Below are 17307 nucleotides of genomic sequence, written 5' to 3'. Positions count from 1 at the left end.
CGCGCGGGCGGCCATGTCCCGGGCATGGCAAGTGGCGTTCCGGCGGACTCGGCGAACCCGTACCGTGCCGCCTCCACCCAGGGATCCATGACCCTGCCATCGATCGCGCCGTGGGCGGCTGACGTCCGGATCTCCTACGGGTTCGAACCGTCGTTCTTCGATCGCCGGCAGGACGATGACACCCGGCGCCTCCTCGCCCCGGAAGCGGGTGCGACCAGGCCCGCGCCGACGAATGCCCCCGAGCGGCCGTCAGGCTACGACGCGCCCGAGCTCGAGCGAGAGTTCCGCAGACTCAACGGCCAGTTCCTCACGAGTGTCGACGGCGCAAGAGCCCGGAAAGAGTGGACCGACGCCTTCGTGACGCTCCTCGACTTCGCGCGGACGAACCGCCTGCGCAAGGCCGAAGAGGAGCTGCTGAAACTGCAGACGTTCCGCCAGGACCATCGGGGATCGATGGTCGGCGGGGAGATCGAGCTCTATCGTCCCGACTACAAGCCTCAGCTGGAAGCGCTGGTCCGGCATCTGGGCAATGACGGCATCCGTCTGGAAGACCGTTGCGATGCGCTCGAACGGCTGGAAGGGCTGGATCTCTGCGCGGCACGTCACCGCTCGGAGATCAGGCGGGAGGCTCTGCGACTCCAGGGCCTGGGCGGCGGACTGGGCGAAGCCGTGTGGTCCGCATTCTCCGAACTGGCCCTGGGGCACCTCGCGGCACTGTTGCGCGCCGAGCCGCGACTCGCGCATCTCGACTTCACCACGCCGCACGCGCTGAACCCCTTCGCCGCCGCGGTGCGGCTCCCGGGACACGCTCGGAGGTCGGAGCAGAACGACGCCTATGTGGTCGACGTCCGCATCCACGCGGACATCGTGCAGCGCTGCGCCGGCGCTTTGGAACAGCGTCTGGGCATGACGACGATCGCGCAACACCTGGCCGACGACTGTCTCCTGGCGGTCCGCGGGACGCTGGCCCGCGAGATCGGGGGCGCCGCGCTCGACCTGTGCCACGGCCCCGGCCACTGGGCGCGGCTTGAGAAGACCGTGGAGCAACTCGCGGCCCGCTTCGGAGACCTGCATATCCTCGACGTCATCGAGCTGGACGAGGATGACCAGCCTCGGGGCCTGACCGCGGACGCGCGACTCCTGACCATCCGGATCCGGCACAACATGGCCCGGCAGCAGATCGCCCCGGCGCCGATGGACCAGTTGCTGGAGGAACGGGTCGTCGACGGGGGGCCTCGGCGCTTCAGGCTGTTCGAGGGCAAGTGGCCGTACGTCGTCGATGACGCACCCGGCATGCGCAAGCCAGCCGTGCTGCGACTTCCGACGTCGGCGGAGATCGACGACCTGATTCGTCCCGCGTCGGGGTCGCAAGGTCTGCCGGCACGCCGGTTCGACGACACCGCCCGGCGTGTGCTGACGACCTTCGCCGACGGGCTGCGGACGACGGACGCGGGTCCGGCGGTCGCCCTGCGCGCGCGGGTCGCCGCCGACCCGTCGACCGAAGGCCTGCAGACGGTCATTGAACGACAGGGATTGGACGACCGGACGTTGGCGGCGTGGCTGGACGAAGCGGCGCCGCAGTGGGGCGCCGCCGCCCTGGACGACGCGTTGCAACTACTGGTCGGCAGTCGCCGCGCCACGCCGCTGGCGACGCTCCTGTCGGCCTGGCGAGCCGAGGGTTTCGCGGACAGCTGGCGGCGATGCGTCCGGGACCAGGCGGTGCGCGACCGCACGCTCAACGCCGACACGCGGATCCAGGGACAGCACGAGGACGGCGATCTGCCGGGTCGGGGAAGGCCGTCGCCCCAGCAGCATCTGCTCGCGCGCATCGAGCAACAGCTCGGCGCCGTCGCCCCGCTGGCCGACGCGCGTGCGTGTCTGCAGGCGTTCCGGGAACGTCACCCGGCGGGCGGTGATCGCAGGAAGGCCATCGGCCTCGCCCTGCTCGAGGCGCTGGGGGCCCTTCGGCTCCTGCGCGCCGGCCCCGCGCGCTTGCTGACCGTGCCCTTGCTGGCCGAGGACGGCGGCTTCTCCGAAGCGCTGGAATCAACCTTCTATGCGGGCAGCGCCGCGCGCTTGCAGGACGAACTCACCCTGATCTCCAAGATCGCGACCGGTCTCGATCTGAGCCCCGAGGAGACCGCCACCCTGCTGCAGGTCACCAGTCGCGACCGCGTTCCCGTGCCGTCGCCGTTCGCGAGCGCCGCGCTGCTCTCAGGACGTTCCTTCCTGGTGGACGAGCTCTTCGACTGGGCGACCGAACTGTTCGATCTGAAAAGGCTGGATCCGTCGGCTGCGAAACGCCTGCTCCTGCCCGACGCGGTGGAAGCCGGGCAGGCCGTGTCCCTCGTGAACGAGGGGCCCGTGTTCCGGGCCTTGCTGCGCTACCTGGAGCGTCTGGACACGGCCTGCGCCCGGGGTGTGCTGACAGCCGCCGACCTGGCGGCGGCGGGCTCGTCCTCGGGCGCGTCCGCCGCCTTGCTGCGCTCAGCTGCGGAGCGCGGCGGCCCGAGGGCCGTGACGCTGCTCGAAGCATGGCATTCGAAGTTCCGCTGACGACCGTCGGGCGAGCATCCGTTCAAGCCAGGTCAAGTCGCCGCGAGCGCGCTCAAGCGGCTTCAAGCCGGCCTTCCACTCGCAACAGCGTCTCCAGCGCCTGGCTGCGCAGGCCGTAGAAGCGCTTGATCTCGTCGAGCTGCGCCAGCAGCTCCGCGCGGCGCGCCGGGGTCGGGTCTTGCGGGCGCTTCACGGCCAGCACCATCTTGTTCTTGCTGGTGTGCTCCAGCGCGATGAACTCGATCACCTGCGTGTCGTAGCCCATCAGCTCCAGCAGCAGCGCGCGCAGCGAATCGGTCACCATCTCCGCCTCCTGGCCGAGGTGGATGCCGTGCTGCAGCAGCGGCCGCAGCGCGGCCGGCGTCGTCATCTGCGGACGGATCTCCTTGTGGCAGCACGGCGCGCACATGATGACGCGCGCGCCGCTGCGCAGGCCGAAATGCATCGCGTAGTCGGTCGCGATGTCGCAGGCATGAAGCGCGACCATCACGTCCAGCGGCCGGTCGCCGCGCTCGCGCACGTCGCCGTGCTCGAAGCTCAGGCCTTCCAGCCCGTGCCGCGCCGCCGCGGCGTTGCCCAGCGCCACCATGTCCTGCTTGAGCTCCACGCCCTGCACCGACGGGGCCAGGCCTTGCGCGCGCAGCCAGTCGTGCATGGCGAAGGTGAGGTAACCCTTGCCGGAACCGAAGTCGGCGACCCGCACCGGCCGGTCTGCGCCCTGCGGCGCGTCCAGCCCGGCCTTGCGCACGGCGGCGCCGAAGATCTCGATGAACTTGTTGATCTGCTTCCACTTGCGCGCCATCGCCGGCACCAGCGCGGCCTGGCCCTTGAGCTCGTGCGTGACGCCGAGGTCGCGCCAGAAGGGACTGTCGGGCGACAGCTCGCGCGGCTTGGCCCGGTCGTGGCCGCCGGACGGGGCGCCGCCGCCAGCCGCGTCGGCCCCGTCGTCGGCAGCAACGGCAGCAGCGCCGCCCTTCTTCCCCACCTGCAGCAGCGGCTTGCCCTTGCGGCTGAAGCGCAGCTGGACCTCTTCGGACAGCGTGTCGAGGTGGGCCTGCTGGAAGTCGTTGCCCAGGAGCCCGTCGATCAGCGCGAGGCCTTCGTCCAGCGGATGGTTCTTGGTGACGTCCTTGGTCTTGTGCCGCCACAGGAAACTCAGCGCGCGTTCGCCGCGCAGCTCGATGTCGCGCACGGTCAGGCGCTCGATGCTGCTGTCCTCGCCCTCGTGACGACCCAGCAGCAGACGCTGGAAGCGGCGCTCCGCCAGGGCGGTGCGCAGCAGGCGCAGGAAGCGCTGGCGTTCGTCGGGCGCGGCTGGCGCGGAGGACGCAGGGGACGGCGTGAACAGGGGACTTCCGGATGACATGGGCCCGATTGTCCCGCCAATCCGCGCGCCGGCCTTTTCAGCAGGTCTTCCAGCAGGTCTTCCAGCCCCCCACCGGCCGCTCGCTCCGGCCACTCACTCCGGCCGGTCGAGCACCAGCAGCCAGTGGCCTTCGCCGACGACCTCATCGTCGCCGTTCGTCAAGGTGAAGCTGAGCCGATGGCGCGCCTCGCCCGCGCGCGGCGCGATCGTCAGGGACGACGGCGGCGCTCCGGCGCGTCGACGCAGCGCCTCGCGGTGCAGCCAGGCGAGCACCTCCGGCGGCAGGCGGGCATGGTCCGCCCACGGCGGCGGGAAATGCGCCGACATCAGTGCGCGCGCCTGCGGCGTCTGCCAGGTGCACTGACCGTCGCGTTCGCGCACCGCCATGCGGGCCGTCGGCAGGCGCGGCTCGACCGGCACGATCGTCGGCGCAGGCGCCATGAGACCCTCGATCCGCTGCAGCAGATCGCTCATGCGGACCGGCTTGACCAGGCAGTCCGCGGCGCCGGCCTCACGCAGCATCGCCACGCCCTGCGGACCGCGCGGACGGCTCAAGGTCAGCACCGGCACCCCGCTCCCGGTCAGGCGCCGCAGCAGGGCGAGCGGGCCGTCGCCGGGCAGTTCAGGCAGCTCCATGTCCATGATCACGAGGGCGGGGCCGGCGCCCAGTCCGTCGACCGCCGCCAGCGCATCGCCGGCCCGCAGCAGCTCGTACCCGCTCTCCTCCAGCACGGCCGCCAGGGGCTGCACCGCCAGCGCTTGCACGACCAGCAGACGCGGTCGGGACGCGGCGGGCCGGCGGGGCGGATCGGAAGGCGGGAGGACAGACATGCGCTTCACCATACAAGTCCCGTGCCCGCCGCTCAAGGTCGAAGCGGCGAACTCCGGGGCGATCGCCCCCGTCCCGCGGCGATCGGCGCCGCAGGCGCTGACGCACAATGGCCGGCGCCATGGACGATACCCCCGCCTCGCCCGACATCGATCCGACCGCGCCGCCCGTCGGCGAGGCGCCCGCGCCCGTTGGCGCCTCGGCGGCATCGGCCGCGCCCGCCGCTCCCGCAGCGCCGTGGGAAGGCCCGTCCCCGGATGTCGTCGCCTGGCTGCTGGTCAACTGGCACAACAAGCATCCGCTGGCCCGACGCCTGGGCATCGCCGACGTCCACACGGTCGGCGCGGTGGCCCTGCCCTTCATGGCGCAGGCGCTGCCCAAGGAACCCAGCCTCGAAGGCGGCGCCGCCGTCGATGTGGCGCCCCCGCCTCCGAAACGTCGGATGCCGTGGCAGCGCAAGACGGCGCGCACAGGTCCACGCCCGGCGTGGGTCGACGATTTCATTCCCGGACTGAAGACCGCGGCGGTCGCCGCGATGGCCCTGGACAACGGCTTCACGACCGCCCCCGACGATCTGCCGCTGCGTCGCGTCGACATCGACGAACGCGCGCTGGCCGCCGACGCGAACCAGGCTGGTGCATGGCCGATGGAATTGGTGCTGCTGAGCGCCGCTTTCGATGCGGGCCCGGCCCGTCGCCGCGTCCTCGTGGGGCGTCGCGATCAGGTGCTGGGGCAGCGCGCGCTGGATCCGGCGCGGCTGGGCGTGGCCGGCAGCATCGCGGCCCTGGCGCTGATCGCGGCGATCTGGGCCCTGTGGCCGTCGTCCAAGCCCTCCAAGGAGGCCCAGGCCGCCCTGGCGGCGGCCGAGGCGGCATCGGCGGCGTCTGCCGCGCAGGCGGCTTCCGCGGCGGCTCTGGCCGAGTTGGCGGCACGGTCTTCGCAAGCGGCCTCTGCAGCCTCCGCGGCTTCCGAGCCGGCATCCGCCGCGGCGTCCACCGAAGCGGCATCGGCGGCCATGGCGGCGGCCAGCGGTTCGGGCTCCGCGCCGGCGACCGCGGAAGGCCCTCCCGCTTCAGCGCCCGCCGGTGCGATTCCGAACATCCGCCCGAGCCTGCAGGGCGGCGCCGAACGTTCCTCTCGCGAGAAAGAACCGGCGCCAGCAACGACGCCCGCTACCTCCTCCACGGCGGCATCCGCGGGAACCACCGCTTCGACCGATGCCGCCAAGCCGGGCGCCTCCGCCGCAGGCTCGGAGACCGAACGTCGCGTGAGCGTCGACGACACGGGCCTGAGCAGCCTGATGAAACGCGACAGCGCGGCGGGCGGCAAGCTGGTGGCGCTGGTCAGTCAGCCCCACAAGAACAAGGCCGACGCCGAGGCCCTGCTGGCGCGCATGCGCGAGATGATCGGCGCGACGCTGGGCGCCAACGCCGTGACGCACGGCGAGGTCTTCCAGACCAAGGACGGCTGGCGCGCCGCCGTGTGGCCGTTCGGCAGCCGCGAGGAAGCGCAGCTGATCAACGCCACACTGCTGGCCCGCGGCGTGCGCGGGACGCGGGCGGTCGACTTCTGATCAGGAGCGATCAGGAGCGATCAGGACCGGTAGTCGGCGTTGATCGTCACGTACTCGTGGCTGAAGTCGCAGGTCCAGACGGTGGTGCTGGCCGGGCCGCGGTTCAGGCCCACGCGCACGGTGATCTCGCTCTGCTTCATGACCCGCTGGCCGTCCTCTTCCTTGTATTCGGGGCGGCGGCCGCCCTGCGTCACGACGTGGACGTCGTCCAGGTGCAGGTCGATCAGGCTCTGGTCGAGGTCGTCGATGCCGGCGTAACCCACCGCCGCCAGGATGCGACCCAGGTTGGGATCGCTGGCGAAGAACGCGGTCTTGACCAGCGGCGAGTGCGCGATCGCGTAGGCGGCCTTGCGGCACTCGGCTTCGTCCTTGCCGCCTTCCACCACGACGGAGATGAACTTGGTCGCGCCCTCGCCGTCGCGCACGATGGCCTGCGCCAGCTGCTGCGACACCGCGATCACCGCATCGCGCAGCGCGCGGCCTTCGTCGCTGGACAGCGAGGTGATGCGCTCGTGGCCGGCCTGGTGCGTCGCGATCAGCACGAAGGAGTCGTTCGTCGAGGTGTCGCCGTCGATCGTGATGCGGTTGAAGGACAGGTCCGCCGCTTCCTTGACCAGCGGCTGCAGCAGTTCCGGCGCGAGGACCGCGTCCGTGGCCACGAAGCCCAGCATGGTCGCCATGTTCGGACGGATCATGCCGGCGCCCTTGGAGACGCCGGAGATGGTCACCGTCCGGCCGCCGATCGTGACCTGCTTCGAGCAGGCCTTGGGCAGCGTGTCCGTGGTCATGATGCCGGCGGCGGCCTCGCCCCAGTTGTCGGCCTTCAACGCGGCGATCGCGGCCGGCAGGCCGGCGACGATGCGGTCCACCGGCAGCGTCTCCATGATCACGCCGGTCGAGAACGGCAGCACCTGCTTCGCGTCGAGCTGGAGCTCGGCGGCCAGCGCGTCGCAGGTCTGGCGCGCGCGCGCCAGGCCGTCCGCGCCGGTGCCGGCATTGGCGTTGCCGGTGTTGATCACGATCGCACGGATCGCGGTGCCGGCGGCGAGGTGCTCGCGGCAGACCTGGACCGGCGCCGCGCAGAAGCGGTTGGCGGTGAACACGCCGGCGACGCTGGCGCCTTCATCCAGCGCGATCACGGTCAGGTCGCGGCGGTTGGCCTTGCGCACCCCCGCCATCGTGACGCCCAGACGCACGCCGGGCACGGGCAGCAGGGATTGCGGATCGGGAGCGGTGAGGTTGACGGGCATGGCGATGAACGGCAGAGGGTGAAGAAGCCTCCGGGCAGTCGACGCGCCCGGGACGAATGGGCGCGATTGTAGGAGTCGCGCGTGACGTCGACGGCACGATGGAAAACGCCCCGCGAGCGGGGCGTTTTCTCCTCGGGTCGGGTGCGGTCAGAGGCTCTGACGGCGCCGTCCCAGCATCAGGGTCATGAGCGCCAGGCCGCCCAGGAACATCGCGTAGCTCTGCGGCTCCGGCACGGCGCTGGCCGGCATCACGTTGAAGGTGGTGGAGTAGCTGGCGGCGATGCCGTTCGTACCCGCCGCCAGCGAGCCGCCGGCGATGCCCTTGACGGTCAGCGTGTAGTCGCCGGCGATCAGCGTCGAATCCAGCCAGGCGCGCTGGTAGGTGGCGTTGCCCATCGGCACGGCGGGATCGATCGTCAGCGCGCGGCCGTTCAGCAGCACTTCGGTGAAGCTGATCTGCTGGCCCGCGCCCGTGCCGATCGTGATCAGCGAAGCGTCCACCAGGCCGGTGCCGCTGTAGTGGAAGGTCAGCGTGTCCAGGAAGCTGCCGGCCACGGTATGGATCACGTAGGGCGCACCGGTCAGGCCGCTCTGGTCGCCGGCGAGGACGGTGTCGTGCGTCTGGTTGAGATCCGACTGCGCCATCGCGCCGGTGGCGGCCGCAGCCAGCGCGACGGCAGCCACGGCGCCGCGCGCGACGCGGCGGCGGCGCACCACGACCCCCATGCCGAACAGGCCGAACGCCGCCAGCGCCAGGCTGCCCGGTTCCGGCACCTGCGTGACGTTGATGGTGCCGGAGTAGCTGGCGCTGATCGCCGTGCCCGCGGCCAGGCCCTGGCCGGCGTAGCCGCGCACGGTCAGGACCAGCGGGCCGCTGAGCAGGTAGTCGTCCATGCGACCGAACTCGAAGCCGTTCTGGAAGCTGCCCAGCGCCGTGCGGGTGAAGTTCACCGTCTGGCCGTTCACCGTGGCGCTGATGAAGTCGATGTTGAAGCGGGCCTGCTGCGCGCTGGTCGTCAGGCTGGCGTTGACCAGGCCCCAGCGATCCATGCCGGTGAAGGTGAAGGTGTCGACGAACTCGCCGGCCACCAGATGGTTGATCGTGAAGCCGGCCGTCTTCGTGTCCACGGTCGTGCCGGACTGCAGGGCGACGGACTGGGACGCGGTCACCGGCGCGGCCTGCGCGGAGAAGGCGGCGGCGGCAACCAGGGCGGCGGCGAAGAAGCGGGTCGTGAGCGTCATGGCGGTGCGGTCCGGAGACCTCGAAGACCCGCTGGGCAGGTCGATGCAGCGGACTCTATCGAGGGGGTTCCGTACGGTGTCCCCCTCGCCACGGGGGGAGAAACGCGTGCCGGCGACCGGGTTGTGAGAAAGCGCACATCGCGCCCGCGCGGCGTCGGACGGACGCCACGCCCGGGCCGTGAATCCATCACGCAAGACCTGGCCCTCCCTCGGGCGTCCGAACCGTCGATGCCCCGACGAGTCCTTTGGCCTCACGCAGAAAGCACAACGGCGCCCCGTGAGGCGCCGTCGATCTCAGGAGCAGCGACCGATCAGGCCAGCTTGCCGTGGCAGCTCTTGAACTTCTTGCCGCTGCCGCACGGGCAGGGGTCGTTGCGGCCGACGTGGCCCCACTCGGCCGGGATGGCTTCCGTCCCGCCGGCGATCGTCGCCACGTCCTGCGACACCGAACCGTCCTCGTTCGGATGCGTGTAGGTCACGTTGCCGACGTTCTCGGCGCGCTGTTCGATCGCGTCGGCGGCGGCCGTGGCCTCCTCCTGCGACTGGATGCGCACGTTGAGCAGCACCCGGGTCACTTCCAGCTTCACCGCGTCCAGCAGCTGCGAGAACAGCTCGAAGGCCTCGCGCTTGTATTCCTGCTTCGGGTTCTTCTGGGCGTAGCCGCGCAGGTGGATGCCCTGGCGCAGGTAGTCCAGCGAGGCCAGATGCTCGCGCCAGTGCTGGTCGATGCTCTGCAGCAGCACCATGCGCATGAACGGCGTGAACTGCTCCAGGCCGACGCGGTCCAGCTTGTCCTGGAAGGAGACCTCGCCCGCCTTCAGCACGGCGTCCAGCACGTCCTCGTCGGTCAGGGTCTCGCTCTTCTTGAGCATCTCGGCCAGCGGCACTTCGAGCTTCCACTCGTCGCGCAGCACGCGCTCCAGCGCGGCCAGGTCCCACTGCTCTTCCAGCGATTCCTCGGGCACGAAGCCGCGGACCACGTCCGTCAGCGTGCCCTTGCGCAGGTGGGTGATCTGCTCCAGCACTTCCTGCGCCTCGAGGATCTCGTTGCGCTGCTGGTAGATGACCTTGCGCTGGTCGTTCGAGACGTCGTCGTACTCGAGCAGCTGCTTGCGGATGTCGAAGTTGCGGGCCTCGACCTTGCGCTGCGCGCTCTCGATCGAGCGCGTGACGATGCCCGCTTCGATCGCCTCGCCTTCGGGCATCTTGAGCCGGTCCATGATCGCGCGCACGCGATCGCCGGCGAAGATGCGCATCAGCTGGTCGTCCAGCGACAGGTAGAAGCGCGACGAGCCCGGGTCGCCCTGGCGGCCCGAACGGCCGCGCAGCTGGTTGTCGATGCGGCGGCTCTCGTGACGCTCGGTCGAGATCACGCGCAGGCCGCCCGCGGCCTTCACCTGCTCGTGCAGCTTCTGCCAGTCGGCCTTCAGCGCGGCGATCTTGGCGTGCTTGTCGGACTCGGCCAGCGCCTCGTCGTTCTCGATGGCGGTGACTTCCTTCTCGATGCTGCCGCCCAGCACGATGTCGGTCCCGCGGCCGGCCATGTTGGTCGCGATCGTGATCACGCCCGGACGACCGGCCTGCGTGATGATGTCGGCCTCTCTGGCGTGCTGCTTGGCGTTCAGCACCTGGTGCGGCAGACCCGCCTTGGTCAGCAGCTCGGCGACCTTCTCGGAGTTCTCGATCGACGTCGTGCCCACCAGCACCGGCTGGCCGCGCTCATGGCAGTCGCGCACGTCCTGCGTGACGGCGTCGTACTTTTCCTTGGTCGTCTTGTAGACCAGGTCCAGCTCGTCCTTGCGCACCGTCGGGCGGTTCGGCGGGATCACCACGGTCTCCAGGCCGTAGATCTCCTGGAATTCGTAGGCCTCGGTGTCGGCCGTGCCGGTCATGCCCGACAGCTTGCCGTACATGCGGAAGTAGTTCTGGAAGGTGACCGAGGCCAGCGTCTGGTTCTCGGCCTGGATCTGCACGCCTTCCTTCGCCTCGACGGCCTGGTGCAGGCCGTCGCTCCAGCGGCGGCCGGTCATCAGGCGGCCGGTGAACTCGTCGACGATGATGACTTCGCCGTTCTGCACCACGTAGTTGGTATCGCGGTGATACACGTGGTGGGCGCGCAGCGACGCGTACAGGTGGTGCATCAGCGTGATGTTGGCCGCGTCATACAGCGACGCGCCCTCCGCCAGCAGGCCGGCCTGGCCCAGCAGGCGTTCGGCGTTCTCGTGACCGTCCTCGGTCAGGTAGATCTGGTGCGACTTCTCGTCGACGGTGAAGTCGCCCGGCTCGATCACGCCCTCGCCGGTGCGGGGATCCAGCTCGCCGACCTGGCGCTTCAACTGCGGCGAGACCGCGTTGATCGCCACGTACATCTGCGTGTGGTCCTCGGCCTGGCCGGAGATGATCAGCGGCGTGCGCGCCTCGTCGATCAGGATGGAGTCGACCTCGTCGACGATCGCGTAGGCCAGGCTGCGCTGCACGCGGTCGCGCACCTCGTAGACCATGTTGTCGCGCAGGTGGTCGAAACCGTATTCGTTGTTGGTGCCGTAGGTGACGTCGGCGCCGTAGGCGGCCTGCTTCTCGTCGCGCGGCAGGCCCGAGTAGTTGATGCCCACGGTCAGGCCGAGGAAGCGGTACAGGCGACCCATCCACTCGGCGTCGCGCCGGGCCAGGTAGTCGTTGACCGTCACGACGTGCACGCCCTTGCCGGTCAGCGCGTTCAGGTAGACCGGCAGCGTCGCCATCAGCGTCTTGCCCTCGCCGGTGCGCATTTCAGCGATCTTGCCGGCGTTCAGGACCATGCCGCCGATCAGCTGCACGTCGAAGTGGCGCATCTTCAGGACGCGCTTGCTACCCTCGCGGCAGACGGCGAAGGCCTCGGGCAGGATGTCGTCGACCGTCTCGCCCTTGGCGATGCGCTGCTTGAACTCCTCGGTCTTCGCGCGCAACTGGTCGTCGCTCAGGCCCTCGAACTGCGGTTCCAGCGCGTTGATGCGCTCGACGTCCTTGCGATAGGTCTTGAGCAGACGCTCGTTGCGACTGCCGAAAATCTGGGTCAAAAGCTTGGGCAACATGCGCTTTTTGAAGTTCTGTGGAGGGCCCGGTCGACCGGGCCTGGACGCCCGGCGGACCGCCTCGTGGGCGGCCTGATGAGGGCAGCGCCGCGCGACCGGTGCACATGAGGCCGGAGCCTCGGGTTGCAAGCGTCTGCGCGGAGAAAAACCGGCGGAGTTTAGCACCGGGCCCCTGACGGCACCGGGCGGCGGACACGGCGCCGGACCGGCGGCGGACTCCGGGTTTCCGAGCGGCAGGACTACACTGACGCCCCATGGCCACCCGCTATCTGCCTCCCCGCGCCAAGCCCGACGCGCCCGATCCGCTGGACTTCGGCCGGGCCATGTCGCAGAACGGCATGCTGGCGCGGCTGGGGAACCAGTTGGCGCTGTCGCGGCGCCATCTGGCGGCGGTGAGCGTCGCGCTGCCGGGCGCGATGAAACGCTTCGTCCAGGCCGGCACGCTCGATGAGCAGGGCTGGACGCTGGTGGCGGACAACGCCGCCATCGCCGCCAAGCTGCGGCACCTGCAGCCGACCCTGCTGCGCCTGCTGCGCGAGGAAGGCCTGCTGCTGGAAGGTGAGCTGAGGATCCGCGTCAGGCAGTCCTGAGTCGTCCGCCAGCCCCTGTCCTTCCCTCCCCTTCCCAGACCTTCCCCGACCTTCCCCGCTTCACAAGGAAAAAGAGACCGCCGAGGCGGTCTCTTGTCGTCTCCCGCAAGGCCGCGGGGGTCAGTCCTTGCGGCGCAGACGGCGCGCACCACCCAGACCGGCCAGCGCGATCACCGCCAGCGCCAGCGAGGCCGGTTCCGGCACGTCGTTCTGCTGGGCGCCTTCCACGTTCAGGATGTCGAAGGCCCACAGCGCGTTGCGCTCACGGCCGCCGGCATCGCAGAACACGCCGTTGGCGCACTTGCCGTTCAGGAAGTTGGGGTTGCCGTCGTAGGTGAAGCCGTTGGCCAGGTTGGGGCCGAGGGCGAAGTTGTCGAACTGCATGACGGCGACCGTGTAGACGCCGGCGCTCAGCGTCAGGTCCAGGCAGGTGTCCCAGCGTGCGCCGCCGGCCGGATCGGGGTTGACCGCGCCGCCGCCGCAGGTGCCGGGCGTGCTGCTGGTCGCGTCGTCGTTCTGGCCGACCAGCACGCCGCTGGCATTGAACAGCGCCAGGATCGGGTCGAAGCCGCCGGCGGCGACCACGTTGCCGTTGGCCTGCGTGCCGCCCGCGTAGCTGTAGGTGATCAGACGGACCGCCGAGGAGCCGTTCGCCGTGAAGGTGAAGGTCTGGACATCGTTGGCCTGCGCGAAGCTGCCGGTGAACGAGAAGTTGGTCGGCGCCGCGTGCGCGACGGCGGAGAGGCCCAGGGCAGCGACGGCGGCCAGGACGGCGGCGCCACGACGGAACAAGCTGTGCATGAAATTTCCCGTGAGAGCCGGTGTGAGGAGGTGACCGGCAGGTTGAACACGGGGGCGGCCAGAGCAAAGGCTATGCCACGACTGATTTCCTTTTGAAATCAGATACGTACATGCAGTTACGTGAGTAACTTCACACAAGTGTCAAGCGGGGCGACACCGCCTTTTGGGGGTGTTCGCGGGTATTCGGGCTCGAAGTCCGGAAGGCAGAAAGACCGAAGCCCCGACTCGTCGGTCGACGAATCGGGGCTTCGGAACAGGCTGTCGCCTGCGTGTTCGATGGTGCCGGCTATCGGATTCGAACTGATGACCTACCGCTTACAAGGCGGTTGCTCTACCAACTGAGCTAAGCCGGCACAAGGAAAACTGGAACGCCGCAGAAGCTGCGGCGCGGGCTGCATTCTAGACGCAGCTGGGAGCGGTCCGGAGCGAAAAAACCGACGATCACTTGATGCGCTTGAGCGCCGGGCGTCCACCCGACGGACCCGCGCCCGGATCGTCGTCCTCCGGCGGCGTCGCAGCCGCCGGTGCGACCGGCTCCGGCTTGGACTCGCCCTGCGCGGCGCCGGGAGCGCCACCAGGAGCGCCGCTGTTCGCATCGGACGCCAGCCGCAGGCCCCGCGGCGCGGTCGGCGCCGGCTGGCGCGCAGCGGCGTCTTCCGGACTCGGCGGCGGGAAGGCCATGCCCTGGCCGTTCTCGCGCGCATAAATCGCCACCACGTGATCCACCGGCACGATGATCTCGCGCGCCACGCCGCCGAACCGGGCCTTGAACTGGATCAGTTCATTGCCGAGGTCCAGGTTGCTGGTCGCGTCGAAACCGACGTTGAGCACGATCTCGTTGTTGCTCACGTACTCCATCGGCACCTGGACCGTGCGGTCCACGTGCACGGCGACGTAGGGCGTGAACCCGTTGTCCGTGCACCACTCGTGCAGGGCGCGGATCAGGTACGGCCGCGTCGAGCTGGCGGCGAGACCGCCGCCGTCCTTGCTGTCATCCATGGGGAGCCAGTGTATTACTTGCGCATCACCTTCTCGGACGGCGTCAGTGCCTCGATGTAGGCCGGACGCGAGAAGATCCGTTCCGCGTACTTCAGCAGCGGCACGGCGTTCTTCGACATGTCGATGCCGTAGTAGTCCAGGCGCCACAGCAGCGGCGCGATCGCGACGTCCAGCATCGAGAAGTCGTCGCCCAGCATGTACTTGTTCTTCAGGAAGATGGGCGCCAGCTGCGTGAGGCGGTCGCGGATCTGCGAACGGGCCTTCTCCAGCTGCTTCTCGGTCGGCTTGACCGTCTGGCCGCGGTTCTCCAGCACGTTGACGTGGGCGAACAGCTCTTTCTCGAAGTTGAACAGGAACAGGCGCACGCGGGCGCGGGCCACCGGGTCGCCGGGCATCAGCTGCGGATGCGGGAAGCGCTCGTCGATGTACTCGTTGATGATGTGCGACTCGTACAGGATGAGGTCGCGTTCGACGAGGATGGGCACCTCGTTGTACGGGTTCATCAGCGCGATGTCTTCGGGCTTGGCGAACAGGTCGACGTCACGGATCTCGAAGTCCATGCCCTTCTCGAACAGCACGAACCGGCAACGGTGCGAGTAGGGGCAAGTGGTTCCGGAATAAAGCACCATCATGGCAGTGGACTCCTGATCGAAGCCTCTCGGCTTCATCGATTTCTACAAACAACACAGTTCAACGCCGGCGCGGTCCAAAGACCGAACAGACAAACGACAACGCAGTGGGGGCCTGTTCGGCGCCCCACTGCGCTTGAGGACCCGGTCTTCGACCGGGTCATCGGTTCTTACTTGATGTCCTTCCAGAAGGAAGCATTCAAGCGCCAGGCGAACACGGTGAACCCCAGCAGGAACAGCACCACGACGATGCCGAGCCGGAAACGGGTCCCCTGCGCCGGTTCGCCCATCCATTGGAGATAGGCGACCAGGTCGGCAACGGACTCGTCGTACTGCTGCGGCGTCATCGTCCCGGGCGTCACCTGTACGAAGTCCTTGAAGACATGCGTGACCTTGGACGGGTCATGCGGGTCCTTTTCTTCCTCGAACCTGGCGGTGCGGACGCCCTGGAGCTCCCACAGCACATGCGGCATGGCCACGCTGGGGAAAGCGAGATTATTCCATCCCGTGGCCTTGGTTTCGTCGCGGTAGTATTTTCTGAGGTAGGTATAGAGGTAATCCGCCCCTGTCCCCTTGGCACCGTCGGCCCGCGAACGGGCAATGACGGTGAGGTCCGGCGGCAGCGCGCCGAACCATTCCTTGGCCTGTTTCGGGTCCAGCGAGACCTTCATGGTCTCGCCCACCTTCTCTCCGGCAAACAGCAGGTTGCCCTTGATCTGCTCGTCGGTCAGGCCGATGTCTTTCAGCCGGTTGTAGCGCATGAAGCTCGCGCTGTGGCAGTTCAGGCAGTAGTTGACGAAGATCTTGGCGCCGTGCTGCAGCGCGGCCAGATCGTTCATCTTCGACGTCGGGAAACGGTCCCACTCGATGCCGCCCTCAGACGCGAGCGCCGTCGACGTCAGGCCCGCGCCCAGGCACAGCGACGTCAGCAGCGTGGCGATGATTTTCTTCATTCGTTCGACTCCGTGACGTTGGCGGTTCAGTGCGGGTGAAACGTGACGCGATCGGGCACCGGCTTGAAGGTGCCGGCCCGGCTCCACCACGGCATCAGCAGGAAGAAGCCGAAGTAGTACAGCGTGCCGATCTGCGACACGATCGTTCCCGCATCCGACGGCGGCTTGACGCCCAGGTAGCCCAGCACGAGGAAGAGCAGCACGAAGATGCCGTAGAGATACTTGTGCCAGTCGGGGCGGTAGCGGATCGACTTGACCGGGCTGTGGTCCAGCCAGGGCAGGAAGAACAGGATGATGACCGCGCCGCCCATGACGACGACACCCCAGAACTTCGCGTCGAAGGTCAGCAGCAGCGCGATGCCGATCACCGCGCCAACCACCACGATGCCCTTGCCCAGCGCCGACAGCCCGCCGCGCAGCAGTGTGATGACCGCCGAGAGCGCGATCACGCCGCACAGCACCTGCACCATCACGTCGGTCGTGGCGCGCAGCATCGAGTAGAACGGCGTGAAGTACCAGACCGGCGCGATGTGCGGCGGCGTCTTCAGCGGGTCGGCCGGGATGAAGTTGTTGTACTCCAGGAAGTAGCCACCCAGTTCCGGCGCGAAGAAGATCACCGCCGAGAAGGCCATCAGGAAGAGGCCGACGCCGAAGATGTCGTGCACCGTGTAGTACGGGTGGAACGGGATGCCGTCCAGCGGATGTCCGTCCGCGCCCTTCTTCGCCTTGATCTCCACGCCGTCCGGGTTGTTCGATCCCACTTCGTGCAGCGCGATGATGTGCGCGACGACCAGACCCAGCAGCACCAGCGGCACCGCGATCACGTGGAAGCTGAAGAAGCGGTTCAGCGTCGCATCACCGACCACGTAGTCGCCGCGGATCAGCAGCGCCAGGTCGTTGCCCACGAAGGGCACGGCGGCGAACAGGTTCACGATCACCTGCGCGCCCCAGTAGGACATCTGGCCCCACGGCAGCAGGTAGCCCATGAAGGCCTCGGCCATCAGGCACAGGAAGATCGCGCAGCCGAAGATCCACACGAGTTCGCGCGGCTTGCGGTACGAGCCGTACAGCAGCCCGCGGAACATGTGCAGGTAGACGACGACGAAGAACGCCGACGCGCCCGTCGAGTGCATGTAGCGGATCAGCCATCCCCAGGGGACGTCCCGCATGATGTATTCGACCGACGCGAACGCGAGCGTCGAGTCCGGCTTGTAGTGCATCACCAGGAAGATCCCGGTGACGATCTGGATCACCAGCACCAGCAGCGCCAGCGAGCCGAAGATGTACCACCAGTTGAAATTCTTCGGAGCGTAGTACTCCGACATGTGCTCCTTGTAGAGCTTGGACGCGGGGAACCGGTTGTCCACCCAGGTCATCAGCTTGACGCCCAAGGGGGCTCCGGCGGGTGCTTCCTTGAATTCAGCCATGTGTTGTCTGCCTCGGTCCTG

13 protein-coding genes and 1 tRNA gene are annotated in these 17307 nt (G+C 68.7%); 3 read left to right on the top strand and 11 right to left on the bottom strand.

The annotated features are described in order from the left end of the window. The first annotated feature begins 87 nt into the window (after nucleotides 1–87). Complete coding sequence (locus ACQZ13_RS07840; protein ID WP_431050797.1) at nucleotides 88–2556, top strand: hypothetical protein; 2469 nt, start codon at nucleotides 88–90, stop codon at nucleotides 2554–2556. Between the two features lie 52 nt (nucleotides 2557–2608). Here the strand turns inward: ACQZ13_RS07840 and ACQZ13_RS07835 are convergent, their stop codons facing one another. Next, entirely contained in the window at nucleotides 2609–3922 is a 1314-nt protein-coding gene (locus ACQZ13_RS07835) for a class I SAM-dependent methyltransferase (protein WP_431050795.1), read from the bottom strand. Nucleotides 3923–4015: 93 nt separating this feature from the next. Beyond that, entirely contained in the window at nucleotides 4016–4753 is a 738-nt protein-coding gene (locus tag ACQZ13_RS07830) for a response regulator transcription factor (RefSeq protein ID WP_431050793.1), read from the bottom strand. A gap of 119 nt (nucleotides 4754–4872) precedes the next feature. On the opposite strand from ACQZ13_RS07830, the gene ACQZ13_RS07825 reads away from it, so the two are divergent. Then, on the top strand, nucleotides 4873–6324 hold the full coding sequence (locus ACQZ13_RS07825; RefSeq protein ID WP_431050791.1) for a hypothetical protein: 1452 nt from the start codon (nucleotides 4873–4875) through the stop codon (nucleotides 6322–6324). A 20-nt stretch (nucleotides 6325–6344) separates the two neighbouring features. On the opposite strand, the gene argJ is transcribed toward ACQZ13_RS07825, so the two are convergent. From argJ to secA, 3 genes are all read right to left on the bottom strand, one after another. Further along, nucleotides 6345–7574: a bifunctional glutamate N-acetyltransferase/amino-acid acetyltransferase ArgJ gene (gene argJ / locus ACQZ13_RS07820; RefSeq protein WP_431050789.1), complete on the bottom strand. Its 1230-nt coding sequence runs from the start codon at nucleotides 7572–7574 to the stop codon at nucleotides 6345–6347. Nucleotides 7575–7721: 147 nt separating this feature from the next. Next, entirely contained in the window at nucleotides 7722–8816 is a 1095-nt protein-coding gene (locus tag ACQZ13_RS07815; RefSeq protein WP_431050787.1) for an FxDxF family double-cut PEP-CTERM protein, read from the bottom strand. A 311-nt stretch (nucleotides 8817–9127) separates the two neighbouring features. Continuing rightward, the gene (gene secA / locus ACQZ13_RS07810; protein ID WP_431050785.1) at nucleotides 9128–11887 is read right to left on the bottom strand and encodes a preprotein translocase subunit SecA; all 2760 of its coding nucleotides are present in this window, start codon (nucleotides 11885–11887) and stop codon (nucleotides 9128–9130) included. 254 nt (nucleotides 11888–12141) lie between these two features. Between secA and ACQZ13_RS07805 the strand changes: the two genes are divergently transcribed. After that, complete coding sequence (locus ACQZ13_RS07805) at nucleotides 12142–12477, top strand: hypothetical protein (protein WP_088403237.1); 336 nt, start codon at nucleotides 12142–12144, stop codon at nucleotides 12475–12477. 120 nt (nucleotides 12478–12597) lie between these two features. On the opposite strand, the gene ACQZ13_RS07800 is transcribed toward ACQZ13_RS07805, so the two are convergent. From ACQZ13_RS07800 to ACQZ13_RS07775, 6 genes are all read right to left on the bottom strand, one after another. Then, on the bottom strand, nucleotides 12598–13278 hold the full coding sequence (locus ACQZ13_RS07800) for a DVUA0089 family protein (protein ID WP_088403236.1): 681 nt from the start codon (nucleotides 13276–13278) through the stop codon (nucleotides 12598–12600). Between the two features lie 277 nt (nucleotides 13279–13555). Then, nucleotides 13556–13631, bottom strand: a tRNA-Thr gene (locus ACQZ13_RS07795). A gap of 88 nt (nucleotides 13632–13719) precedes the next feature. Continuing rightward, entirely contained in the window at nucleotides 13720–14277 is a 558-nt protein-coding gene (locus tag ACQZ13_RS07790; protein ID WP_431050782.1) for a ClpXP protease specificity-enhancing factor, read from the bottom strand. 14 nt (nucleotides 14278–14291) lie between these two features. After that, complete coding sequence (locus tag ACQZ13_RS07785; RefSeq protein WP_067276593.1) at nucleotides 14292–14909, bottom strand: glutathione S-transferase N-terminal domain-containing protein; 618 nt, start codon at nucleotides 14907–14909, stop codon at nucleotides 14292–14294. A 167-nt stretch (nucleotides 14910–15076) separates the two neighbouring features. Then, nucleotides 15077–15859: a cytochrome c1 gene (locus ACQZ13_RS07780; RefSeq protein ID WP_297529863.1), complete on the bottom strand. Its 783-nt coding sequence runs from the start codon at nucleotides 15857–15859 to the stop codon at nucleotides 15077–15079. A 26-nt stretch (nucleotides 15860–15885) separates the two neighbouring features. Next, nucleotides 15886–17286 (bottom strand): cytochrome b, encoded by a 1401-nt coding sequence (locus tag ACQZ13_RS07775; protein ID WP_431050779.1) that lies wholly within the window; start codon nucleotides 17284–17286, stop codon nucleotides 15886–15888. Nucleotides 17287–17307 lie beyond the last annotated feature (21 nt).

The sequence above is a fragment of the Roseateles sp. L2-2 genome, assembly GCF_050613215.1.
GTDB lineage: Bacteria > Pseudomonadota > Gammaproteobacteria > Burkholderiales > Burkholderiaceae_C > Roseateles > Roseateles noduli.
The sequence above is the reverse complement of the archived record's forward strand: the minus strand, read 5'-3'. Positions and strand labels throughout refer to the sequence as shown.